Origin of the sequence: Candidatus Aegiribacteria sp. (assembly GCA_021108435.1) — a bacterium.
Taxonomy (GTDB): Bacteria; Fermentibacterota; Fermentibacteria; order Fermentibacterales; family JCC-6; genus Aegiribacteria.
Genome location: JAIOQY010000087.1, coordinates 1 through 24,387 on the forward strand (window position 1 = coordinate 1; position 24,387 = coordinate 24,387).

At 48.0% G+C, this 24,387-nt stretch carries 21 protein-coding genes and 3 tRNA genes; 13 read left to right on the top strand and 11 right to left on the bottom strand.

Annotated elements, in window-relative coordinates:
* Position 1 precedes the first annotated feature (1 nt).
* From K8R76_05340 to K8R76_05350, 3 genes are all read right to left on the bottom strand, one after another.
* Positions 2-77 (bottom strand) — tRNA-Gly (locus K8R76_05340).
* Between the two features lie 40 nt (positions 78-117).
* Positions 118-203: transfer RNA gene (locus tag K8R76_05345), tRNA-Tyr, on the bottom strand.
* 38 nt (positions 204-241) lie between these two features.
* Positions 242-317: transfer RNA gene (locus tag K8R76_05350), tRNA-Thr, on the bottom strand.
* 151 nt (positions 318-468) lie between these two features.
* Here K8R76_05350 and K8R76_05355 point away from each other — a divergent pair.
* The 3 genes from K8R76_05355 to K8R76_05365 are packed head-to-tail and all read left to right on the top strand — an operon-like array spanning position 469 to position 3,246.
* Positions 469-1,311, top strand: coding sequence for a hypothetical protein (locus tag K8R76_05355; GenBank protein MCD4847596.1), 843 nt, complete (start codon positions 469-471; stop codon positions 1,309-1,311).
* Positions 1,308-1,970, top strand: coding sequence for an ABC transporter ATP-binding protein (locus tag K8R76_05360; protein MCD4847597.1), 663 nt, complete (start codon positions 1,308-1,310; stop codon positions 1,968-1,970). The genes K8R76_05355 and K8R76_05360 overlap by 4 nt, the downstream gene beginning before the upstream one ends.
* Positions 1,957-3,246: a hypothetical protein gene (locus K8R76_05365; protein MCD4847598.1), complete on the top strand. Its 1,290-nt coding sequence runs from the start codon at positions 1,957-1,959 to the stop codon at positions 3,244-3,246. Before K8R76_05360 ends, K8R76_05365 begins: the two co-directional genes overlap by 14 nt.
* A 183-nt stretch (positions 3,247-3,429) precedes the next feature.
* Here K8R76_05365 and K8R76_05370 read toward each other — a convergent pair whose 3' ends face one another.
* Genes K8R76_05370 through K8R76_05385 form a run of 4 tightly spaced genes read right to left on the bottom strand, consistent with a single transcriptional unit; the run spans position 3,430 to position 10,028 of the window.
* Positions 3,430-5,247 (bottom strand): hypothetical protein, encoded by a 1,818-nt coding sequence (locus K8R76_05370; protein MCD4847599.1) that lies wholly within the window; start codon positions 5,245-5,247, stop codon positions 3,430-3,432.
* Positions 5,247-8,054 (bottom strand): tetratricopeptide repeat protein, encoded by a 2,808-nt coding sequence (locus K8R76_05375; protein ID MCD4847600.1) that lies wholly within the window; start codon positions 8,052-8,054, stop codon positions 5,247-5,249. The genes K8R76_05370 and K8R76_05375 overlap by 1 nt, the downstream gene beginning before the upstream one ends.
* A gap of 1 nt (position 8,055) precedes the next feature.
* Complete coding sequence (locus tag K8R76_05380; GenBank protein MCD4847601.1) at positions 8,056-8,841, bottom strand: undecaprenyl-diphosphate phosphatase; 786 nt, start codon at positions 8,839-8,841, stop codon at positions 8,056-8,058.
* A complete protein-coding gene (locus K8R76_05385; protein ID MCD4847602.1) occupies positions 8,838-10,028 on the bottom strand; it encodes an ACT domain-containing protein in 1,191 nt (396 codons plus the stop codon). The genes K8R76_05380 and K8R76_05385 overlap by 4 nt, the downstream gene beginning before the upstream one ends.
* A gap of 160 nt (positions 10,029-10,188) precedes the next feature.
* Between K8R76_05385 and K8R76_05390 the strand changes: the two genes are divergently transcribed.
* The 4 genes from K8R76_05390 to K8R76_05405 all read left to right on the top strand — a co-directional run bounded on the left by K8R76_05390 (position 10,189) and on the right by K8R76_05405 (position 15,321).
* On the top strand, positions 10,189-11,451 hold the full coding sequence (locus K8R76_05390) for a glycosyltransferase family 4 protein (GenBank protein MCD4847603.1): 1,263 nt from the start codon (positions 10,189-10,191) through the stop codon (positions 11,449-11,451).
* A gap of 221 nt (positions 11,452-11,672) precedes the next feature.
* The gene (locus tag K8R76_05395; GenBank protein ID MCD4847604.1) at positions 11,673-12,752 is read left to right on the top strand and encodes a glycosyltransferase family 4 protein; all 1,080 of its coding nucleotides are present in this window, start codon (positions 11,673-11,675) and stop codon (positions 12,750-12,752) included.
* The gene (locus K8R76_05400) at positions 12,749-14,083 is read left to right on the top strand and encodes a glycosyltransferase (GenBank protein MCD4847605.1); all 1,335 of its coding nucleotides are present in this window, start codon (positions 12,749-12,751) and stop codon (positions 14,081-14,083) included. Before K8R76_05395 ends, K8R76_05400 begins: the two co-directional genes overlap by 4 nt.
* The gene (locus K8R76_05405) at positions 14,080-15,321 is read left to right on the top strand and encodes a glycosyltransferase (GenBank protein ID MCD4847606.1); all 1,242 of its coding nucleotides are present in this window, start codon (positions 14,080-14,082) and stop codon (positions 15,319-15,321) included. The genes K8R76_05400 and K8R76_05405 overlap by 4 nt, the downstream gene beginning before the upstream one ends.
* Here K8R76_05405 and K8R76_05410 read toward each other — a convergent pair.
* The 4 genes from K8R76_05410 to K8R76_05425 all read right to left on the bottom strand — a co-directional run bounded on the left by K8R76_05410 (position 15,318) and on the right by K8R76_05425 (position 18,436).
* Positions 15,318-15,818 (bottom strand): hypothetical protein, encoded by a 501-nt coding sequence (locus K8R76_05410; GenBank protein MCD4847607.1) that lies wholly within the window; start codon positions 15,816-15,818, stop codon positions 15,318-15,320. The genes K8R76_05405 and K8R76_05410 overlap by 4 nt on opposite strands.
* A 35-nt stretch (positions 15,819-15,853) precedes the next feature.
* On the bottom strand, positions 15,854-16,168 hold the full coding sequence (locus K8R76_05415) for a DUF4389 domain-containing protein (GenBank protein ID MCD4847608.1): 315 nt from the start codon (positions 16,166-16,168) through the stop codon (positions 15,854-15,856).
* A gap of 137 nt (positions 16,169-16,305) precedes the next feature.
* Positions 16,306-16,992, bottom strand: coding sequence for a M48 family metallopeptidase (locus tag K8R76_05420; protein MCD4847609.1), 687 nt, complete (start codon positions 16,990-16,992; stop codon positions 16,306-16,308).
* A gap of 52 nt (positions 16,993-17,044) precedes the next feature.
* Positions 17,045-18,436, bottom strand: coding sequence for an MATE family efflux transporter (locus K8R76_05425; GenBank protein MCD4847610.1), 1,392 nt, complete (start codon positions 18,434-18,436; stop codon positions 17,045-17,047).
* Between the two features lie 182 nt (positions 18,437-18,618).
* Here K8R76_05425 and K8R76_05430 point away from each other — a divergent pair, with 182 nt between their 5' ends.
* The 6 genes from K8R76_05430 to K8R76_05455 all read left to right on the top strand — a co-directional run.
* A complete protein-coding gene (locus K8R76_05430) occupies positions 18,619-19,389 on the top strand; it encodes an outer membrane lipoprotein-sorting protein (protein ID MCD4847611.1) in 771 nt (256 codons plus the stop codon).
* A gap of 1 nt (position 19,390) precedes the next feature.
* The gene (locus K8R76_05435) at positions 19,391-20,653 is read left to right on the top strand and encodes an FtsX-like permease family protein (protein MCD4847612.1); all 1,263 of its coding nucleotides are present in this window, start codon (positions 19,391-19,393) and stop codon (positions 20,651-20,653) included.
* Between the two features lie 5 nt (positions 20,654-20,658).
* Entirely contained in the window at positions 20,659-21,882 is a 1,224-nt protein-coding gene (locus K8R76_05440; protein MCD4847613.1) for an FtsX-like permease family protein, read from the top strand.
* 17 nt (positions 21,883-21,899) lie between these two features.
* Complete coding sequence (locus K8R76_05445; GenBank protein ID MCD4847614.1) at positions 21,900-22,604, top strand: ABC transporter ATP-binding protein; 705 nt, start codon at positions 21,900-21,902, stop codon at positions 22,602-22,604.
* A complete protein-coding gene (locus tag K8R76_05450) occupies positions 22,601-23,809 on the top strand; it encodes a hypothetical protein (protein ID MCD4847615.1) in 1,209 nt (402 codons plus the stop codon). Before K8R76_05445 ends, K8R76_05450 begins: the two co-directional genes overlap by 4 nt.
* A gap of 63 nt (positions 23,810-23,872) precedes the next feature.
* Positions 23,873-24,387: hypothetical protein (locus tag K8R76_05455; GenBank protein ID MCD4847616.1), on the top strand; the 515-nt coding region annotated here is incomplete at its 3' end.

Sequence of the window (24,387 nt, forward strand, 5' to 3'; positions counted from 1 at the left end):
CTGGAGCGGGAGACGGGGGTCGAACCCGCGACCCTCAGCTTGGAAGGCTGATGCTCTACCAACTGAGCTACTCCCGCCCTGCCAGATCCTGTTTGAAGCTGTATGGCCTCAGGCTTTTGGTGGCGAGGGGTGGATTCGAACCACCGAAGGCCATTGCCAACAGATTTACAGTCTGCCCCCTTTGACCGCTCGGGAACCTCGCCATTTCCTGCAATTTATCTAAACGAAGCACATTTTCCACTGGAGCTGGCGAAGGGACTTGAACCCCTAACCTGCTGATTACAAATCAGCTGCTCTACCAGTTGAGCTACGCCAGCAAAAAGCGAACCTGAAGCATACAGCAACCCCTCTCTACTGTCAAGATTCTCATTGCCCTGTAACAACTAAGGTGTAGAACATTGACGCAGACAAAAGGAAATCTGTAGCTTTATCGAACGGAGAAATTACACCGGAACAGGGAGTATGTCAATGAACGCCAGAATATACGGAATTGCTGCTGGAGTAACTGTGCTTTTGATAGCAATGAGTTGCGGCAATTCTCCATGTCTTCAGGACGAGCTTGAGATGGTTCCGGGGCTCTGTTTTCTTCATGCACATATGAGCGCTGATTTCAATGTCGAACTGCTGCCTGTGAATTTCAGTACATTTATACCAGTATGGTTATGTGATTCTCTTCTCTCCAGGGGAGACCTTGGTATAAGTCTTCTGAGCATAAATCTCTCTGATCTTTCTCCGCAGTTACTTTTTCTCTCCTCCAGTATGAATGCTGATGAAATGACCCACATTGCGAGGGAAGGATTCGACTGTAATTCAGCAGAAACAGGTGACAGAATCGATCTTATCAGCGATCAGGGGAGTGTGCTGGGCTCTATTTCAGACAGGAACGGCTGGACATGCCTTGTCACCGGAACCGGGTCTGACAGAGCGGTTGACAGATGGCTTTCGCTTGAGCCTGTCGAATCACTTGCTTCCGATACTGACCTGATTATCGTAGCCGATTCAGAAGCAGATCTGACAGTTCTCTTTTCAAATAATTCAATTTCATTTCTCTCGGTTCTGCCGGATGGTATGTTCTCTCGATCCGAGAGACGTATTCTGGCAAATGTAAGAAATCTGGTGCAATCAGCCGGTCTGAAGGCTCTTCGAATAAGTCTTGATTTCATAGATGCCAATCCTCCAGTGACTGTTCTGGAGATCAAACTCATCAGAGGTGATGACTATATTTCCAGTCTTTCAATCAGTTTCAGCGATACAGGTATCTCACCGGACAGTCTTATTCAGGAAGTGCTGCTGGAGTTGTTACCGGAATGAGCATTATCCAGGCAAGCGAAATCTCAAGAAGCTTTAAAGGAATGGAAGTTCTTTCAAACCTTGACCTTACAGTAGAGAATGGAGAATTCCTTGCAATTACAGGCCGAAGCGGTGTTGGAAAAAGCACTCTCCTGGCAATACTCGGAACACATGATCGGGATTTCAGTGGAAATCTCTCCATCGCGGGAAATGACACTCACGAGTTGAAATCGTCAGAACTGGCAGCTCTTCGCAGAGAACATCTTGGATTTGTTTTCCAGGATTTTTATCTCCTCCCGTCACTCACCGCTATGGAAAACGTTATTCTTCCCGTTGTTTTTTCCGGGAGCAACCTGGAAATGGCTCGATCTCAGGCAGAGAATGTCCTGCAAATGCTTTCGGTCAGAACCGATCAAACGAAGACATCGCTGCTGTCCAGAGGAGAAAGACAGAGAGTTGCGGTCGCCAGAGGTCTGGTTAACAGACCATCAATCCTCCTGGCTGATGAACCAAGCGCAAGTCTTGATGAGGAGAGCGAACAGATACTGTTCAATCTGCTTGACAACTCGCGAAAGGAGCAGGGATTCGCAGTCGTTGCTGTCGTTCATTCGAAAAGTGTCCTTGAAAGAGCAGACCGTGTTCTTGAACTTAAGGATGGTATTCTGCATGAAACCATCTGAGATCCGCCTCGCCCTTCATCTGTGGAACCGCGGCCACTGGAAAGATTATATCTTCAGTCAGGGTATGCTCTTCACCGCATCTCTCCTGTTAATATTCTTCATATCAATCGGCCTGGGCGTACAGAATGTTCTGGACAGGTTTCTGTCAAGCGATCTTCCGGCCGAACAGGTTCGTGTTACACCGCCCGGCATGCAGGCGGGATTCTTCCAGACTGAAACAGGCGGTATGGAGATTACGGAATATATCAGAGTATCTCTTGAAGAACTGCCATCAGTTGCCAGAGTGGATCCGCAGATTTACGCCCATGTCCCGGCTTATCTTCGAGGTCATCTCGGAGGACAGCCTTACTACACAGACATAACCCTTGAAGGCGTTACATCTGAATTCCTGGGTGATTCTCTCCTTGAAACAATTGACTGGTCATTCTCTCTTGAGGATTCATCGAATAGACTGCTGCCTGTTGTTCTGAGCGAGAACCTGCTGCTTCTATACAATGCCGGTTTCGCTGAATCAAACAATCTCCTTGGACTGACACCTGAAGGAGTTATCGGCATGGAATGCACGGTAACATTGGGAAGAAGCTCGATTGCAGAACTCGATCATACTCCAGTTACGGTAAGAGCAAGAATAGAGGCTACTTCCCGAAGCATGAATCTGTTCGCGATTGGAGTGCCCTTTGAATTTGTGGATCAGATTAATTTCCTTTTCCTGCCCGAGGACACAAGAAGGTACAGCGCTCTTGTCATTACCGCGGTAAGCGCTGAAGATGTTCCATCAATTGTACGCGAGGTGGAGGAGACCGGCCTCCGGGCGGAAACAAGAAGGGGTATTGCCCAGAAGGCGGAGATACTTGTCGGAGTCGTTACAGCTGCTCTGTCAGCTCTTGCTGCGGCAATTCTCCTCTCCGCGCTTTCAAGCGCGATTCACACGCTGGTAAACGACCTGAGAAACAGACGCTTCGCCCTTGGAGTTCTGATTGCTCTGGGTACGCCCTACGATCGACTTGCGATGATCTTTTCATTCCAGATATTCCTCATGTCAATGGTAACGACAGTTCTTGGAGCAACACTTGGATGCCTGATTGCCTGGGGTGCCAGCAGTATGCTTCTGTCTCTCAGTCCCATACTCAGAGCCGCGGTTGATACTCTTGCGGTTTTCCCGTTATGGTGGCTTTCAGCAGGACTTGGGGTAATGCTCGCAGCTTCAACTGGTATCGCATACATCTTCTTCAGGAAAATCCTGAAAACACCGGTAACCAACCTACTTAGACCATAGTAGGGTCAGGTCTTGCATTTAAGCATTGACCAGGGTCAGGTCTTGCATTCAAGCGTTTATAGTCTACATATAATAGAAAATAGCAATAAATGCTTAAATGCAAGACCTGACCCTATGTGCTAGATATAATAAAAAATAGCAATAAACGCTTGAATGCAAGACCTGACCCTTAGAATAAGTCGCTTAGAATAAGTCGAAGTTCAGAGCGGTAGTGAAACTGGTATTGAATTTATTCCATGACAGCACCTGGGGATTCCTTGTGTAATCAACGCGGTAACCGATAGTGATGTAAAGCGGGTTCCATGTTCTTAAAGCTACTGAGAAAGCCCCGTGAGAGAAAAAATTCTCCGGATCATCAGGCGGAAAGAACAGGTCTCCGGAGATCCCTGCTTCTCTGATGAATGTGTGAGGTTTCCGATACCATAAACCTGCTGATATGTAAATCGATAAAGTGTTTGAGTATTCCGGGTCATCATGGGATAACCATCTTGCATTAACAGACCCAAGCCCTAGTTCCGGCGAGAACCAGAACCAGGATGAGATCCACTTCTGCCAGCCACCCGCGATGTAGGAACTCACCTGCCATGGACGAACCGTATACCTCTGCCTGTCCCAGAATGAACTCATTACAAGATAGTAGTTATCACTCAGCCAATAATCAAACTCGATAGAAGCCCATCCTGTCTCTGTGTTCAGTGTATCGATCCGAAGACCCCGGATCTCTTCCCAGTTTATTGTTCTTCCTCCAAACCCGGCGTTAATCGAGGAGCCTCTTCTGTCAAAACGGTAGGAGAGTGATGTGCTGCCACCGCATTCAAGGAAAGACTGGGAACCTTTTTCAATTGACAGATCAACCGATGCGGAAGCACTGAATCCCTTAAGTGTTTCCGCTATTACATTCGGATCGTAAGAATCTCCCGCGATTATCTTAAGATGATCTCTTGCATAGATATTGAAAGGGTCAAGCTCCAGAGTCCGCAGGAAGTAATTAACCGCCTCCACAGTTCTCGCTTCCTGCTCCGCGATATTTCCAAGGAAGTTCAAGGCATCAATTGAAAAGGAATCCAGATTCAGCAGAGCAAGAAATACTTCCTCCGACTCGTTCAGATTATCCTGCTTAAACAGCGCCTCTCCAAGTATTCCCAGAATTTCCATACTGTCAATTGAAGCAGCCAGAGCCTTGCCGGAAGCTGAAACAGCAGAAGAATATTCTTCAAGATACAAATAGGTTTCTGCAATATCTTTCAGAAGATCATCATCTGTAAGGGTACTCTCCGCCCTTACCGCAGCAGCCAGCGCGAGTTCAGGTCTTATAGAACACTGATCGCATGCAAGAACTATATATGCTCCGGGATTTGCCTGAAGAAGCCTTTTCTCCAGACTGTCTGATCTGATTTCTGATCCGGTTTCATCCGCCAGAAGAAGGTATTCGGCAAGCGCCAGCACTCCGGACGCAGTTTCTGTATTCATTATTTTCCGGAATTCATCAAGAGCTTTGTTCTGTCTTCCGGTATCCCGAAACAGGCGTCCAAGCTGCAGCCGCGCTGGAAGGAAACTTGAATCGAGTTCTGCCGCTCTGGCATAGCAATTCAGTGCTGTGAGCGTATCACTTTGCTTTTCACGTAAATGACCTAAAAGATACCAGCCGAAAATACCGGTTGAATCCAGCTGTATTGATTTATGAAACGCATCCTCCGCCAGTTCCAAAGAGGATGATCGGTTTTCCATTAACGCCAATCCGGTAGCCGCCCAGAAAAGGGCGGATAGTGAATCATATGGAATGGCTGCTTCGACGTTCATAAGATCGATCTCCGAAACTCCGTCAAGTGTTCCTGATATCAAAAAGGCTGACATGGCTTCCGTATTGCTGGAATCAGCGCTGAGAAGTGAAGCTGCCTCTTCTGAAGCGTTATGCCAGTTGCCCTGAGAGCATTGCGAATACCACAACTTGAGGTCCGGTGACATCAGTGTCAGAACGCCAAGCAGTATCATTCCGAACATCAGAAAATCCTTAGATTCAGTCGAGAGTAGAACTCGGTATTGTATTTATCCCAGTATCTGTAAGCAGGTGTTCTTGTATAATCGACACTATACCCTACCGTGAGTGAAAGTGGATCCCACATATCGAATGTCACTTCCGCCAGACCGTTCATCAATGTATTCTCAATACTGCCTGGTGGCTGGTAGAAATCACCCCACAGCCAGAGAGTCGGCCAGCGGGAATCCTGTCCGCTGATCCAGAATGCCAGAGAACCGTACAAAGTCGTCCTGTCAGTCCTCTCATCCTCCAGGCCTGATGCCCAGTGAGTATTCACCTGCCCGATTCCAAGTCCTGGAGATATCCATAACCAGTCAGTTACCCACCTTGTATAGTCAAAAGACAGGTATGAGCTTATCTGCCATGGCCTGACTGTTCCCGGCTGCCTGTCCCATTTGCTGTTTGCTTTGACCGAGAAGTAATCTGACAGAATACGGTCAACGGAAAAAGACAGCATCGACCAGGAATAATCATTCGCATATTCCTTTGACGTCTCAATAAAACTATAATCCGCCTCAAGAGAAACAGAACTTCCCCTGGAATCGTACTCGCAAGATATCAGACTGCTGACGGAGTAGTTTCTTTCACGCACATTGCCATTATCAATCCGTACATCAGCAGAAATCGTAACATTGAAACGCCCGGATTCCCTTCTGTTCCATTCCGGATCAAATCCGGTATCGGTAATGGATCTTACTCTTGTTTCGGCATAATCATATCCCGGCGATATACTCAAAGCCTGGAAATAGTAGTCCAGCGCCTTATCTGAATATCCTTTCTGCTCGAACGCCAGCCCCAGGTACGAGTATATCCATGGAGATTCCGGATCCAGTTCCTGAGATCTTTCAAGCGCTGCTATAGCTTCATCATATTGATCAGCAAAAAGATATGCCTCTCCAAGACCGCTCCAGCCGCTGAAAGAAAGGCTGTCAAGCTCAATGACCTTCTCGTATTTCTCAGCAGCTGCTTCTTCCTGGCCTGAATCAAACAGGTAGTAACCCCAGTCTATCCAGATATCCGGATTATCCGGATCCTGTTCCGATGCAATCACAAAACAGGATTCAGCGGCAGAATGTTCATCAAGGCTGCTGTAGAGCCCGGCCAGAGAAGACCATAATCCGGAATCGCCATCGAAACCTGTTTCGGACGCTCTTCGAGCCAGCAGGAGGGCTTTTTCCGGAGAGACAATTGTATATGACCAGGCAAGATCAATCCATGCGGACGGATATTGATCGGCCAGAACATTCATCACACTGTCAGCATCATCAAAACTCCCCTGGCTCTCAAAGAGAAGAATTCTTTCACACAAGGCAGTGCTCTCACTGCCTCCTGCTTGCAGGAACCTGTCCCATAATCTAATTGCTTCTTCAGCGTTACCTGATTCCGCCTCAAGCGGTGCAAGGCGTTGAAATCCGAACAGATACGTTGTATCAACTAAAATGGCATTTCTATAACACACGATGGCACTATCCGTATCCTCAAGCTGTTCCAGAACAAACCCAAGCTCACCAAGAAGCCACGCTCCGGGCTCTGTGGTATCTATCGCCAGCTGAAACCACTCTGCCGCAGACTCAAGATCTCCACTCTCCTCGAAGAGAAGCCCCCTTTGTTCCCATGCCCAGAGGTATTCTGAATCTGTCTTTATTCCGTTTTCGTACGCTTCGCCGGCTTCCTCAGGTCTTCCAAGATTCTCAAGTACTATCCCGAGTTCTCCCCATGTCCAGGTATTCGAAGAATCAACTTCAAGAACAGAACGGTATGCCGTTTCTGCAGCACTGTATCTTCCCAGATTCTCGTAAAGGAGTCCCAGATCAATCCAGGCTTCAATGTGATGTGGGTCAGATTTAACACAGGCAATGTACCATTGAATGGCTTCATCAATATTTCCGATACTCTCGAATATCGAACCCAGTCTGTACATAGCGAATATGTAGTCCGGGTTTATATCGATTCCATCCATGTAGCTCTGAATGGCACCATCGAGATTTCCAACCATTTCCAGACACAGACCGATCTCACCCGCACACCAGTAATCCTCGGGATCCCGTACAAGAAGGTCCCTGTACGCCTTCAGGGCAAAGCCGAAGCGCTCCTGTTCTTCAAAAAGAAGTCCCAGATTCAGAAGAGCTTCTATATCATCAGGATAAAGTTCTGATATTCTTCTATATGTTTCTTCCGCGGACTCATATCTGCTTTCCATTTCCATCAGCCAGCCCACTTCAAGCAGGAGCAAACGGTTGTCCGGCCACATTTCCAGTGCATCAGTCAGACAATTGAACGCCTTCTCATATTCAAGCTGATATTCAAGAACAGTCGCGGTCTCAAGCCAGAGAGATATCCAGGATGAATCCATGTCCATAGCTCTGTTCAATTCTATGGAGGCTTCTTCATACTCTTCAAGAAGAACCAGGCAATGAGCCTTTCCAACAATACCAGGGATAAAGGTTGAATCGAGATCCAGCGATTTTTCATAGCTGTGCAAAGCCAGTTCAACATCGTCCAGGATAATGGATCTGCCCAGCGCTGCCCATGCCATCCCTGAAAGGGAATCCAGATCAAGCGCGTTTTCAGCAAACTCCATGGCTTCCGGGATGTTTCCGATAACAGCTTCTGAAAAAGAGAGTGCAGCCCACGAATCCGAATCAGAGGAATCTGCTTCCACAGAAAGGAGAGCGTGGTCACGGGAGCTTTCCCATTCACCGGATGAGAATTCCTCCTGCCATCCTGCTATGTTTCCGATGATCAGAAAGGAAAGCAAAATTATCTGCAACTCAGCCTCCTGCTATCGAAATTATCAGACCGGATAATCCAAGCGCCCAGCAATACCAGGCAAATATTGAGAATTTTCCTCTGGATAAAAATGAGAGTAAAAGTCTCAGCGCAAGATATCCGGTAACAGCTGAAACCACCAGACCAACAATCATCAGAGGCAGTTCTATTCCACTTTTCCCCAGATCACCCAGCTTCAGTACAGCAGCGCCAGCAATCGCCGGTATGGAAAGAAGGAAGGAAAACCGTGCTGCCTTTTCCTTTCTGATACCGGCAAACAGTCCTGTTGAAATGGTAATACCGGAACGGGAAATCCCTGGGAGAAGGGCAATCGCCTGCGCAAGCCCGATCAGAAGACTGCCGGCAATCGAAGGGTTTTCTCTTCTGCCAAGCTTCGCGAATGCAGATCTTGTTGAGAACAGAATACAACCCGTAACAATAAGCATAATGGAAACTACTACCGGCCTGTCAAAAAGTTGCTCGACTGAATCTGCCAGCAGGAATCCGGCTACTGCCGCCGGTATCGATCCCAGAACGAGCAGACCTGCGAGAGCAAGGGATTCCTTCTGTTTCCTGAAAACCCCTGAAACAAGGCCGACAAGATCTTTCCAGTAAACGGCAAGAACCGCCATAAGTGTTCCGACATGAACAACTACCTCAAAGATAATATCTCCGGCCGGAACATTCATGACTGTCCCGGCAAGGGCAAGATGCCCTGAACTGGAAACAGGCAGGAATTCCGTAATTCCCTGAATAACAGCAAGAATTATTACTGTCAGAAGAGTCATTCTTCCAGAAACTCTCTATGAAGAGCCCTGAGCGCACAGTCTCTCTGATCCAGCATAACAAGTGCGGAAATGGTTGCATGAGAATCAACTGTCTGAAGCATATCGATGCCGGCCTGATCCAGCGCGGAGGAAAACCTTGCCATAACTCCTTTAATTCCATGCATCCCCGCGCCGACTATCGATACTTTCGAACAGGGGGAAACCGTTTCAAACTCGATCATGTTTTTACTCAGAACTTCAGATACCGTTCCACTCTCCTCACAGAGAACCGTAAACATCGCTATGGAGCCGAATACACTGAACATGTCCATTGAAACGGAAGCTTCCGCCACGAGCCTGAATGCTTTCGAGTAAAATCCATGCAGAGTTGCTTCATCGATTTTTCTGATTCTATACTGTGTCACGTCAGGACCGGATGCGACACCTGTAATGTACTTTCCACTATGAATGACAAATGGTTCTATCTCTGTGACTCGCTTACCGGTGGAATGAGACATGATATTAATCTTCACTCCCGCTTTTCCGGCGATCTCCGAAGCTCTGGGATGTACAACCTCCGCTCCCTGCCAGCCAAGCTGACTCAAATCTTCATAACTGATTCTTTCCACACTTATGACTCCGGAAACTATATCCGGATCTGCCGTGAACACTGATTCTATTTTCTTGTACAGCAGCACTTCGTCAGCATCAAGAGCTGCGGCCAGCGCTATCGCGGTTATATCGCTTCCTCCCCTGCCAAGAGTTGAAACCATTCCGTTACTTCCCATTCCCTGAAAACCGGCAACGACAATACAGTCGTGCTCCTCGAGAGCTGTCTGGAGTACTTCCCTGTCAATCGACTCCAATTTTGAATCACAATTTCTCCCATCCGTTCGAATGCCTGCGTTCCAGCCGGTTACTGCCCTCGCTGATACTCCTTCAAATCTGAGCATATCAGCCATAACGGTAGCGGAGATTACTTCACCGGTAGCCATAAGACAGGCTTTCTCCGGTTTTGATGGAGAAGAGACCATTTCAAGAAGGGTATCGGTAGAATAGGGATCACCCTTTCTTCCCATTGCAGACACAACTACAATGAGTTTATCATGCTTTTTCAGTTGCCGGGTACAATGCCGCAGGGATATCTTTCTGTCCTCCCCGGAGGCAAGACAGGTTCCCCCGAATTTCATCACGCACAGTCTATTCACTTCTTTCACCCCCCTGCAGCGGTCTTCATCCATTCGATCAATTCTCTACCTGTATCATTCCGAAAACTTCTATTCTTGAGTAATCCGTTCCTTTTAAGTATACTGTCGCCCGGATTTTAAACATACTACAGCCAGACCAGTTAATGAATCAGGAGTCTTTGTGAAATCTATCAAAGTATGCATGGTGGTCAAAAACCAGCTCTGGAATGACGCGAGAGTTAAAAAGGAAGCAATCAGTCTTACAGAAGCAGGCTTTATTGTCACCATCATTGCCCAGGCAGAGGATGGTTGTCCTTTTGAGGAAACCTGGAAAAATATTCGTATACTCAGACCTCAAAAGGATTCTACTCACCGAAATGCACTTCGAGAAAAGGTGATAGGCTCATCTGCAGAGGATGATAACTCTCTGAAAAGCAGGATCATCAGATTCCTTCGCCGAAATCGCTTCAGAAGATTTCTGACTGACCTGAAAAGAAATGTTCCGTGGGAATACAGACTCTACAGGGCAGCGCTTTCGACCGGTGCTGATATATTTCACGCTAATGATCTGGATACTCTGTTAATTTGCGAACGGGCTGCCGGAAAACTTGGAGCAAAACTTGTTTACGATTCTCATGAACTATGGCTTGAATCCTCAAGATATTTCATCGCTACATCGGCTCTCAACAAGTTACGTTACAGGATCACTGAAAGAAAACTCATTCCGAAGACGGATGCCGTAATCGCGGTAACACCTTCCAGGGGTGAGGTAATGAAAAATATGTATCCTTCAATCAGCAGACTGGTTATAATAGAAAACAGTACTGCTCCAATCATGAACCTGCCGGAGAGTTCCTACCTCCGGAATAGACTTGGTATTCCGACTGATGTTCCTGTCATACTCTACCAGGGAGTCATCTGCCCTGAGAGAGGACTGGACAAATTGCTGGAAGCCGCTTCCATCCTCAGGGACGAAGATATTGCTATTGTCATTATTGGTCATGATGTCTGGCAGGGAACGCTGCATAGGATGCACAGCGAAATGAATCTGAAGAACAGTGTCTTCCTTCTTCCTCCTGTTCCTTCTGAAATTCTTCCCGAAATAACTGTGTCAGCAGATGCCGGACTGATCCTTTTTGAGAATACCTGCCTTAACCATTACTATTCCCTGCCTAACAAGCTGTACGAATACATGATGGCGGGTTTGCCCGTAATCGCCGCTGACTTCCCCGAAATGGCACGGATAATCAATAAACACAGCTGCGGAATACTGGTTGATTCCGCCAATGCAGAAGCGATCGCGAATGGAATAAGAACACTGACTCGTTCACCGGATGAGATGCGGCAAATGGGAATTCAGGGAAGAAATGCTTCGCTTGAAAAATACAACTGGCCTGTTGAGGAAAAGAAACTCGTTGATCTGTACATGTCGCTGTCAGTATAGAGTTTCTACATCTCCGAACAGGCAGTTCTCCACCGCTGTGCAGACAATCTTCGTGACAGATTCCCGGCCGGTCAAAGCATGTCACCTGCCGAACATAATTGTTGACCGGTCTGTTGTGACGTTCAGACGTAATGCGGGAAAGTAGAGTGACTTAAATCCAATGTCTGGCTATATTCTACAGTCACTCTCAGGTAAAACGGAAGTTAATAGAAAGAGATAATGTGAGAATTTCCTTTGTTATGCTGGGGCTGAAAGATTACAGTAGCGGCGGGTATTATTTCAATTTCAGAATGGCTGAAGCGCTGCGCCAGGCAGGACATGAAGTTGATGTGGTGCATTTCACTACAATACCTGAGAAGATCAGAGGTTTGAGGATCCGGACATCCTTTCATTTGCTCAGACGGGTGTTGAAGTACAAGCCCGACCTGATAGTGATCAGTAAGAGTTACAGTTTCATGGTTCCCCTCAGACTGCTCATTTCTGTTCGGAAATACCCGGTTCTGTACATGGTCCATCATCTGGTGTGGCATGACAGATCCGGCGATGTTTCCAGCGCCAGAAAAAGTATTGTCCGCTGGTTTCTTTCCTGCGGAGAAAAGATATGGGTAAACAGTCTGAGTACCTCAAATGATGTTGTTTCTCTCGGAATACCAGAGGAAAGGCTCTGCATTATTCAGCCCGGTTTCGATAGGTTTGAGCTTGATCCTGACAGCAGGCCGAAGGAGCCGGTGTGCATTCTTTCTGTGGGCGCCATCTGTCCCAGAAAGGATCAGCTTACTCTTTTGAAGGCATGCGCCGGGTTGGGAAACATGGATTTTCATCTGCTGATACTGGGAGATGAGACAGTTGATCCCGGTTATGCAGAAGCGGTTCGAAGTGAAGCGGAAAGAGACTCGCTCCGTGGAAAGGTTACTTTCATGAGTAACATTTCTCAGAATGATCTGGCTAAACTGTATAATAAGAGTCACGTTCTTGCGAATATGTCACACTGGGAAGGATTCGGGAGCGCAGTCGTTGAAGCCTTGTGGGCCGGTCTGCCTGTTGTGGCTGCAAACGCCGGCGCTGTTCCCGAACTGATAACCCACGGTGTTAACGGGTATCTTATACCTCCCGGGAATGAGAAGGAGTGCGCGAAGTACCTGAGAGAATTGATTGACAGCACAATATTAAGAGAAAAAATGTCCACTGCTGCGCGCAATGCTGCTGAGAAGCTTTTTACATGGGAGGATAACGAACGGGAATTTGTTAAACTTGCAGAAGAAACTGCTGGCTGCAGAATTCGTATGGAGTTGTCTGTGTGAAGAGATTTCTGTTCCTTGCAAGCAGCTTTCCACCCCTTACCAGCGGTGCCACTCCTGTAATCTTGAACGTTTCCAGATATATGCCCGAAGCGGGCTGGGAAATGGTGCCTATAACAGTCAGTAATCCAAGAGGACTGCCATTCGATACTACACTTGAAGACATGCTCCCGGAATATCTCGATGTTACAAGAGTATACCATCCCGATCTCACCCGGATAGCCGGAAAGCTCCGAACCCGCATTTCCGGAACATCTCGCAGAAGCCGTTCGGAAACGGAGCCGACACCTATACAGAAAAAGGCAGACGATAATTCTCTGTTGAAATTCCTTCGGGATTATGTACTCGTTCCGGACAGGCTGATTACCTGGCTTCCTTTTGCCGTACCCGCAGGATTACGTCTTGTGGAGGAGAAGAAGGCTGAAGTAATAGTTTCATTCGGCCCTCATCACTCGATGCATATCATAGGAGAGATTATTGCGCGGATAGCGGGAATTCCGCTGGTTCCATTCTTTGGAGATCTGTGGCTTAACGATTCCAATGTTTCTTGGCCAAACAGACTTAACCGGCGTATCGAAACAATGCTTGAGAGATACATCGTCGAGCACGCGGATGGTATCGCCGCGACAACGAACGGCTCAATTGGATATTTTAAAGATACCTATGGAACCGCCTGCCCTCCGACGCAGGTTATTGAAAACGGGTACGATCCCGAACAGAAACTTCCTGAAAAGGACAATCCTGCCGAACGGGATTTTCTTCTCATAACCTGTACCGGCAACTTTTTCGGCGGGCAGTCACCCTCGAATATTTACAGGGGGCTGCGGCTCTTCCTTGACAGGCATCATGATGCTCAGGTTAAAGTCAGGCTTATAGGTAAACAGGAATCTGAATATTACGATCTTCTGAAGACGATTGAGCTTTCTTCCAACCTTGAATTGATCGATACTGTTCCATTCAGTGATATACCCCGCTGCCAGATGGAATCGGATGTTCTTCTGGCAAGCCTCGGCGATATTCCCGGCGCAGAACTCAAGAACTCATCCAAACTTGCTGAATACCTCAGAACCGGCAAACCGATACTCGCGATCGCGCCTGAAGGTGACATGACGAACTACGTGCGGACTCTGGAAGCGGGTTACATCGCGAAACCCACGCCTGAAGGATTCGCGGAAACTCTGGATGAGGTTTTCAATAACTGGAAAAAAGGCGATCTTCACGGATTACGCAAACACGAAGCTATGGAGGAGATATTCAACGCCAGAAACATCATGAAGCGATTCGGTGCATTTCTGGATAGAATAGTCTCCGGAGATCAGGGAATGGAAATATGAACATTACATATCTGCTTGATTTTCTGCCTACGTATGTTGCAAGGGAGATAGCAGCTCTCGCTGAAAAGGATTGTACAATAAGCATCCATCTGCCTCCCAGCTCTCCTGACTCCAATCTCTGGGACAAAGTCCTGCCGGAGGATGGAATAACGCACAGGAATATTCTCATTTCGAGGGATCTGCCGCTGCACTGGTGCAGGCTTCCGCTCCTGCCGCTTGCAAAGGAATCAATACCAAGGGTTTTTCCGCTTTTTCTGAGGATGCCGATAAGGTTCACGCACTATGCTTGTAAAGCCATTCTATCCGGTACATTCAGATACTTTCTCGCGGGGGCGGCATATGCCCGGAATGCGTTTGGTGATTATAAACCGGACCTGCTTCATGCTCACTTCGCGAAGGACGCAGCACATATAGCGATGTGGGCGGGAGCATTTCTGGATATCCCTTTTTCCATTACAACCCACGCTCATGACATTTATGTGCCTGAGAGCCATGAAAGACTTGCTGAACTTCTGAAGAACGCGCAGACAGTATTCACCATTTCACATTTCAACAGAGTATTCCTCATGAATCGTTTTGGAGATTTTGCGGATGCTAATCTAAAAGTTACCCATCTTGGTCTTGAGCCGAAGTCCCTTCCTCCTCGAGGAGAATCCAGTTCAGAAATACCGACTGTTATGTGCGTCGCAAGTGGACTCGTACCCAAGAAAGGTGTGGAAGTGCTTCTTCAAGCCTGCAGAACACTCCAAATGAGAAACATCAGTTTCAAGTGTGTTGTTGCCGGAACCGACCAATCGGGAGACAGGCTGGAGTATTTCAGGAAAGCTGTCAGTGAATACAAACTTGATGGAGTCGTGGAATTCAAGGGTCTGATACCGTCAAATGAAGTACTGAAAGCGGTTTCAACCTCTACCCTCTTTGTGCTTCCATCCGTAGAAGCTCCGAATGGAGATATGGACGGGATTCCGGTTGCGCTCATGGAAGCAATGGGAATCGGTGTCCCTGCAATTTCCACAAGACTTACAGGTATACCAGAGCTGATCGAAGATGGTGTAAACGGTCTGCTTACAACACCGGGAGATCATGAAGAACTTGCGGACGCGATTGAGAAGCTCCTCGCTGATCCCGGTCTGGCAAATGCTCTTGCTTCCCGTGGAAGAGAAAAAGTACTCAAAGACTTCTCAGTAGATCGATACACCGATGATCTTATCGAAGCCTGGACAGATCTCCTGACCTAATCCGGTATATCGTTCCTCAGTTCAGCAATATCGGTCCCCAGGAATTCTTTTTCATCCTTGTCCGTTACGCCTTCAAACTCCTTCTCAGCCTTCTCAAGGAAGCTTCCGGCAGCTTTGAAGTCCTTGTTCAGAACTTCAGTTCGTGCCAGCGCCTCGTATGCGTAACCAACGTAGAACGGGGGAAGATTGTTATCCCTGCTGACCTTGAGACACTTTCCCCCGAACTTCCGAGCTTGATCGTAATATCCGGCAAGGGCATATACTCTTGACAGCTGCCAGTATGCAACTGACAGGTTCATCGGCTTGCAGTCGCTGCGCTGCTTCCAGTGCCACAGGGATGCCTGTGCGAGAAGAAGCATATCTTCCACATCTTCAAGCGATCTGTCCGTTTTCTCGATCAACCCCCAGCATTTGTTGAAGCAACCTCCGGAGAAGGCTTCATGAACGATCTGTTTCGACTCCGCATTCGAAAGGATCTCTTTGACCTTATCCCGCATCGTACTTTCTCCCTTCAGACCAACGGTCGTGCTTGTTATTCACCCGATTCCACTGTGGGTTCCGGAGCTGACGGTCTTTCCTCTGGCCATTTCGAATATGGCCAGGGTTTCCTGTCCGTGTTGTAGGATAAGAACTGAATGATTTCAGCAGCATATAGGCTCAGATTCCCGGCAAAATGCTTGACGTTATCGTTTGGCTTACTCGCAATCAGAACGGATAGGAACTGGAACAGGGCTATTACAGATACAAGAACGGCTACACATCGCGCTGCCACAAAGAACAAAAGCATAAAGGCACCGCGAAGGAGATCCTCTTTAATATTTCTCCTGGCTACAGCTTGCTGTTCCATCGATCAATCTCCTTACCTGTCATATAACAATGATTGTGTGAATTTCTTCAAGTTCCTATGTTTTACACTACCAACTTCAGTAACACGCGGTCAAGAACCGGGATATCCGGGGACAGTATACCTGTTTCAGTATAAATTTACTCTTCTTCAAGCAGATAGGCTCCCTGCAGCCTGAGCCACTGCTTCTCCTCTTTCACATCACCCAGAATACTTTCCACAACCTCCCAGAATTTCTTTGAATGGTTTCCGTTCCGCAGATGAGCCAGTTCGTGGACCACAACATACCCTACTACTTTCAATGGAGCATGAACCAGTCTCCTGTTTATCATAATCACTCCTCGTGGGCTGCAGCTTCCCCAGCGGGTACGTGCTTTACCCAGCCTGATTCTGGAGGGGATAAGTCCGAGATGAGAATACTCATCGGCGACACCTTTTACATGACTGAGGAGTAATTCATCAAGCCACTTCCTCACGGTCAGGGTTAAATCTGAGCCTCTGAGCAGATATACGTACAGGACGCGATTGCGCTGAATGAGTTTTTCTACCTCTGATGCGGCTTCAGACAGATGAAGAACACTCTTCTCTCCGAAAACAGATACTTCGGAACCATCAGTGAATTCTGCGGGAACAGCGGGAGGCGCAATCGATGAGAAACATGCAAGTTTCTCCGTAAGCCATTGAGTGCGGCTACGGACAAACTGATCGATAACAGAAATACTTGCTCCCGGAGGAGCCGTGACCCTCACTTCTCCGGGCACAACCTGAAGACTCAATCTTTTTGCTCGCCGGCTGTACCTGAGTCTGTACGGTATTCCTTGGATCATTATCCTCCAAATGGATAGTTCTAAATGAGCATAATAGCAAAGGTTCCCTGATTCATCCAGTTACAGGTTTATTTGATCTCCCCAGGAGATCGATGCTCTTCCATTTTCCTGATCGGAAGCGGAAGAAGAAGATCACGCTGATGATCGCTACATAGATGCTTGTGAATGCCCAAAGTTCGACAATGCCTGCGTTCCGAACCGAGTACAGGTAGATAACTCCCGGAATCCATAAGAGCCAGGCAAACAGACTTGAAATCCATACGACGAACTTCGTATCACCCGCTCCCCTGAGCGCACCGCTGAACATAAGGTTCACCGCGTCAAATACCCCCCAGGCCGCCAAAATAGCAAGGAGCTTCGCTGTGGTTGCTGAAAGCTCTTCTATTGTAAAAGCGGAATCCGGACTGAAAAATAGGCGTGTGTAGAACCCAGGGAACAATACGAAAGTAGCGGCAAGGGGAATGAAATAGTACAGTGAAAGGAGAAAAGTCCTTCTTGTGGCCCTGACTGCCATCCTGGTGTTACCCATACCGATGCATCTTCCAATTATTACCGTTGTAGCAAAACTGAACCCCAGAAGCGGATTGAATGCCAGATTGTACACACTGAAGGCAAGATTGTTCGCAGTGAAATCCAATGCCCCCAATCGCCCTGCAATGAAAACAAAAACTGTAAAACTGCCTACATCCATGAAGATCTGAAGACCTGAAGGAAAGCCGAACCTGAGAATTCTTTCTGTTAGCTCACGGGAGAATCTGAAATTCTTCCTGGTTCTATACAAACGAGCTGTTTTACCTGTGAAGGCAGCCACTGTGAGAATAGTACCGGGTACAAACGATGAAATGGCTGTGGCTATTGCGGCTCCCTTTATCCCCATCTCGGGAAAACCCATCTTGCCGAATATCATGAGATAATCCAGAAGGATGTTCAGCCCTGCACCGGCAAGCACGGCCAGCATGGCGGGAACTGTCTTCCCCCGTCCGTTCCAGAATGCGGCCGCGGCTACAGTGAACACTGGTCCCGCTGCAGAGAACATCAGAATTCTGAAGTAAGTTTTTTCAAGTGCAAGAATTTCAGGAGCATGCTGAGACAGGTCCAGAAGAAAACTTCCCGGAATGGCCAGAGCAGCAAGAAATGGAGCACAGAACATTGTCAGAAACAATCCCTGGGCAAATGCTTTTGAGCATCCATCCCTGTCATCTGCTCCGAAATATTGAGCTACAAACGTGCTTGAATACCCGGCGGTCCCGTAAAAAATGCAAAGAAGTGTAAAACTGAGAATTCCCGCCGGCAGAGCAGCTTGAAGCTCAAGCTGACTGTGCTGAGCGAGAAACAGCCTGTCGCAGAACATCATGATAGTTCTGCCGGCCATCCCGGCTATGATTGGGAAAGAAACAGCAATGATTTCCCTGTAGGAATCGGGGCGCCTGCGATCACTATTCATCAGAATACTTTCCAATGTCTTCTATTTTCATAACTCTGCATTCAGAGGCGCAATATAATCGTTTTCTCTTAATCCCGGTCTGTATGGCTTAGTTTTGACATGTAATATGAATACATTAAGTTATAATTACATTCATGTTTGGATGACCTCAAAGTAGCTGATTACCGGAAGGAAGTAATTAGATGAAACACGGACTGATACTCACAGCATCACTCGTAATGCTCCTTTCAAGCACTGTTGCCTGGTGCCAGCCTGATATTGATGATGTCATCGCAGCTCTGGACCAACTCTACAGGAGCAATGACAGTTTTGCGGAGATGTCCATGCACATAGTTACCCCTCACTGGGAAAGAACTCTCACAATGAAGGCGTGGTCAGAGGGATCCGACAAGACGTTCATCAGCATACTTTCCCCGGCAAGGGAAGCCGGGATGGCTACCCTCCGTATCGGAACAGAAATGTGGAACTACCTTCCCAACACGAACAGTACCGTTCGAGTCCCGCCATCCATGATGACGGGATCCTGGATGGGCTCAGACATCACCAACAACGATATCGTAAAAGAAATTACATACACAGATGACTACACTTTCGAATACACTGCTGATACAGCTCTTACAGGAACGTCGGAAGACGGTGTTCTGTATATCAGGCTTGTTCCAAAACCTTCCACAGCGGTTGTATGGTCAAGCATTATCTGCGCAGTGCGAGAGGACGACAATATCCCGCTCTGGGAACACTACTACGACCAGCACGGGAATGAGATAAAGTGTGTGACGTTTTCCGATATCCAGGATATGGGAGGCAGAACTATCCCCGCGACGATGGAAGTAGTCCCCACCAACAAAGAGGGACAGAGCACGACTATCACCTGGTCGCATGCGGAATTCAATCAGGGTGTCGATTCCGACATCTTTACTCTGAGCAACCTTCAAACCGGAGGAAATCCGTAAAATGCTGGAGAAGCTTGCATGGAGAAACATCTTCCGTCAGAAAAGAAGGACTGTTCTTACGCTTATGACCATGACCGGAGGGTTCGTGCTTTCCTCGCTTTCGATAGGATGGATGAGCGGATCGTACAACAGTATTATTCTTTTCTTCACAAACAGCAGAACCGGACAGATACAGATTCACCATGAAGGCTATCTTGCGGACCCATCAATATACAGTACTATCGATGATTTCGAGCAGGTTGGCTTAATTCTGGATTCTATCCCTGACGTTCGCTCATGGGCGCCGCGGATATATACGGGGGCTCTTCTCGCACTTAAACCGGCAGGACATACGAGTAACGTCTACTCCAGTTCAGCCGCAGCATCAGTGATCGGTATAGACCCTGCAAGGGAGCAGGAAGCGACCGGGTTCTCAGATCAGATCATAGAGGGCGAAATGCTCACTTCATCCGATGCTGACACCTCTCTATCCTCTACGGGTCAGATCCTTCTGGGAAAAGAACTTGCGATAACACTTGAAGCATCCGCTGGTGACTCGCTGATACTCCTCTCCCAGGCAGCGAACGGAGCCGTAGCGGACAAGAGATACGTTGTGGTCGGGATAGTAAGTACCGGAAATACACAGATTGATAGAAGAACCAGCTATATCACGCTGCAGGATGCGCAAAAATTGTTCTCACTGGAGGGTGAAGCTCACGAGATAGCTGTCCTGTCGTCAAGTCTCAATGAAGTTGATAACCTCACCGCAGCAATATCCGGAAAGCTGAGCGGCAGGAATCTGGAGACGGATTCCTGGAAAGTATTCGCGAAAGAGTTCTACAACGGAATGAAAGCTGATGAATCAAGCCTGGAAGTAATGATCTTCATTATCGTGCTGGTCGCAGCGATGGGAGTTCTTAACACTGTGCTTATGATGGTTCTTGAGCGAAGGCGGGAATTCGGAGTGATGAAGGCAATGGGGACCAGACCAGGCTTCATAGTCCGGATGATCATGCTCGAAGCGAACATAATGGGCTTCATCAGCATTCTGCTCGGAAGCATTATCAGTACGGCTGGTCTGCTTCTCCTCTCAAAGCACGGAATTGTAATGGATCCCCCGCTTGATTACGGTGGGACTGTCTTCCGCGAGATGGTTGCATCGATATCTCCTGACTGCTATTGGATACCGGCCCTCTGCGTAATACTGACTGCTACGATAGTTAGCTGGATCCCCGCCCTTAATGCCGCACATACAAAACCCGCAAAAGCCCTGAGGACGGTGTAAGTATCATGTTTGGACGACTTATAAGATTTGCCTGGCACAGCATCTGGAAGAACAGAAGAAGAACAGTAATCACAGGCCTGGCCGTCGGTCTCGGACTGGCAGCTCTGATGTTTACTGATGCCCTGATGGTCGGCATGACCAGGCATATGATAGATCAGACCACGAATGCATGGATGGGTGACGCGCAGATACACAGGGACGGTTTCAGAGATACCGGAAGGATAACTCTGACCATAAATGAACCAGATTCAATCACGCAAATGCTGAGGACGGATTCGATAGTGGATGCCTTTACCTTCCGGATAATCTCCCCTGCATCTCTCCAATCAACTATGGAGATGAAACCGGTAACAATGATAGGTATCGACCCTGAAACCGAACCAACAGTTTCAATGCTGGAAGCCGCCGTGGATTCCGGCAGTTACTTCAGCGGGGACAGCACCGATCTTATAATCGGATATAAGCTCGCGGATGATCTGGACGCCGGTCTTGGAGACCTGATCGTTATCACCGCCGCGGAAGCGGACAGCGGACTATCCAGTAATCTGTTCTTCGTAACGGGGATCTGCCATTTCGGAAGTGATGATCTCGACAGATATACCGCTTTTATCAATATCAATACAGCGGAAAACATGCTTGGCCTTGAAGGCAGATTTCATGAGATCGCAATTCGCTTTCCGGATTCAGAATTGGGAATGGACGAATCGCTCCCTTTCTGGAGCAGATTCTCTATCTGCGGAAACAAAGCCCGGGGCTGGGCAGCACTTGCCACACAGGTAACGGCAATGCTCAATATGACAAAACTGAGCATTGTTATTACAGCTGTAATCCTTTTCGGCCTTGTAGTTTTCGGAATTGTGAACTCCCTCTTCATGTCAGTTTACGAGCGGATGTACGAATTCGGAGTAATGAAGGCCGTAGGTACAAGACCGGGTACGATCAGCGTTATGGTAATACTGGAGGCATTCTGGCTTGCAGTGATCAGCATGATACTCGGTTCAATCATGGGATTAATAATCATATGGATCACATCGAAGACCGGTATCGATTTCGGCAGCATAGAGGTTTCCGGCGTAATATTCGACAGCGCAATACATCCGATTCTGAAATGGAACGGTATCTGGATATATCCGTTCTTCACGCTACTCCTGACAACGGCTGCTGGGGTCTATCCCGGTATCCATGCAGGAAGACTGAATGCTGCTGAAGCTATGAGAAAAAGCCTGTAAAGGACACGGAGAAAAGTATGAATAATGAGAAAGTAATCGAAGCAAAGGGTATTATTAAAACCTACGATGACTCAGGTGTGCCTGTTCAAGCAGTACGCGGAATTGACTATACACTGACAAAAGGAGAATTCACCGCGATTATCGGGCCAAGCGGTTCCGGCAAGACAACTTTCCTCAATGTAATAACCGGCCTCGATACTCCCACAGAGGGAGAGGTATGGCTCTCGGGAAGACTGCTATCTGAAATGAGCGGTAACGAACTCTCCGATTTCAGGAGGGATCACATCGGCTTCATATTCCAGGCATACAATCTGTTCCCTGTACTGACCGTTGAGGAAAATGTCGAGTACATTATGCTGCTCCAGGGAGTACCGAAGGAAGAACGGCACAGCAGGGTTATGAGCATGCTGGAAAAAGTCGGCCTCGCTGACTATGCTCACAGACTTCCCTCAAGACTCTCCGGAGGCCAGCAGCAGAGAGTGGCTGTAGCACGGGCAATGGTTTCGAAACCTTCATTGGTAATAGCGGATGAACCAACCGCAAATCTGGATTCAAAGACAAGCGGAGCGCTGCTGGACATGATGCGCCAGCTGAATGAGGACACCGGAATGACCTTTCTCTTCTCAACCCACGACGAGATAGTAATGAAGAGAGCAAAAATGCTGGTTGTTCTCACGGACGGCAAACTGGACGAAAACAACGCCCCGGAAGAATACGAGTGAAACCTTTCGTATCAGTTATTCTGCTGCTGCTCCTTCTGCTTTTTTCCGGACAGCTTCATGCGTACAGTATCTCCGGTTCATTGAAGCCCGGGATTGATCTCATCGATGATGTGCCGGGGGCGGATTCCTCTCTGAGATTTCTGTCCCGGGTTCCTCTTAGATTGATGCTTTCACAACGCCTGGGAAACACAAGGCTGAATCTAGCGTACATGATCTGTCCGACTGCAGGCGATCCGGCTTTCGAAGGCTCATCAGAAGGTATTTCTCCTTTCCGTATTTGCGACCTCGATCAGCGTATACTCCCTTCCGAATGGAAGGATACCGAGTCCTTCAGCCTCCTGCAGAACCTGGACAGGCTCAGCATTCGTTTCAGGCTTCCCTTTTCCAGCCTTACGATGGGACGGCAGGCTATCTACTGGGGAGTGTCAAAATCAATCAGTCCGACCGATTTTATAGCACCATTTCAGTACGGAACCATCGATACGGAGTACCGTGTCGGCGTGGACGCGATCAGGTCAACTTTCCCCATCGGCATGATGTCAGAACTGGATGCAGGCTGGGTATTCGGAAATGACGCACATTTCAGTAAAAGCGGAGGCTGGCTCAGAGGACGTTTCTACATGCTCCAGACCGATGCTGTTCTTCTCGCGGCATGTTTCAAAGAGAATCTTATGCTGGGGGGAAGCCTGAACAGAGCGATTGGCGGAGCAATCGGATGGCTTGAACTGGCGGTTGTATCGACCTCGGTTTTCTCCGGAGATGCTCATGCTGAGGAAAAAGAGACTTTCTGGAGCGCTTCAGCGGGAATGGACAGAAGCTGGTTCAACGCATCTCTGTACGGCTACCTTGAATACCATTTCAACTCTCCGGGAACGAACGATCCTGAAAACTATGATGTTACAATAAGCACTCCTGCTTACACTGCTGGCGGCATCTATCTTCTTGGAAGACATTACCTCTCCCCGGGTATGACCTGGACGCCTATGCCGCTTCTGAACATCAGCGGGCAGGCACTTATCAACCTTACTGACCCATCCGCCTATGTGACCCTGGTGGGGGAGTACAGCATCACTGAGAACATCACGTTGAACGCCGGAATCAGCAGAGGGGCGGGGAAATCCTCCGGCAGTGAAACCGGAGAATTCCGCTCTGAGTTCGGCTCCTGGCCCGGCAGGTACTTCACCTCCGCAGCATGTTATTTCTAGCGTCGTGATCAGATTTAGCCCAATGTTGATTCGACAGAAACCCTTGATCGAGAGAGCTGAGTATTGAAAGACCCAACCAGGTTCAGGTTTCTTGCCGCCCTCCTGCCATTCGGCAGTATCGCAGCAGGTCTTTATCTGCTTCATTCCGCCTGGTGCGCAATCCTGCTCTACCATTCAGGTATTCTGCTTATTCTCTTTCTCAACGGACAATTGGATATCCGGCATGGTATTTTCTCAGGCTGGAAACGTTTCGAAGGTATCGGAATGTTACTTCTTCTTTTCGGAAATGGACCCCTCTTTATTCTTCTGTGGCCGGTTATCTCTCTTCAACCTGATGTTCTTTCTGAATCTCTTTCCAATCTGGGTCTGTCCGGAATATCGTTGTGGATTTTCGCTGCATGGTATATTACTGTTCATCCGATTCTGGAGGAAGTTTTCTGGCGAAAGTATCTTCTTGAAAGCAGCAGGTGGCCAGCTCTAACTGATTGTGTTTTTGCCGGATACCACGTACTTGTTCTCCTGCTCTTCCTCCGGCTGCACTGGGTACTTGTCTCTTTCCTGGCTCTGACTTTAACAGC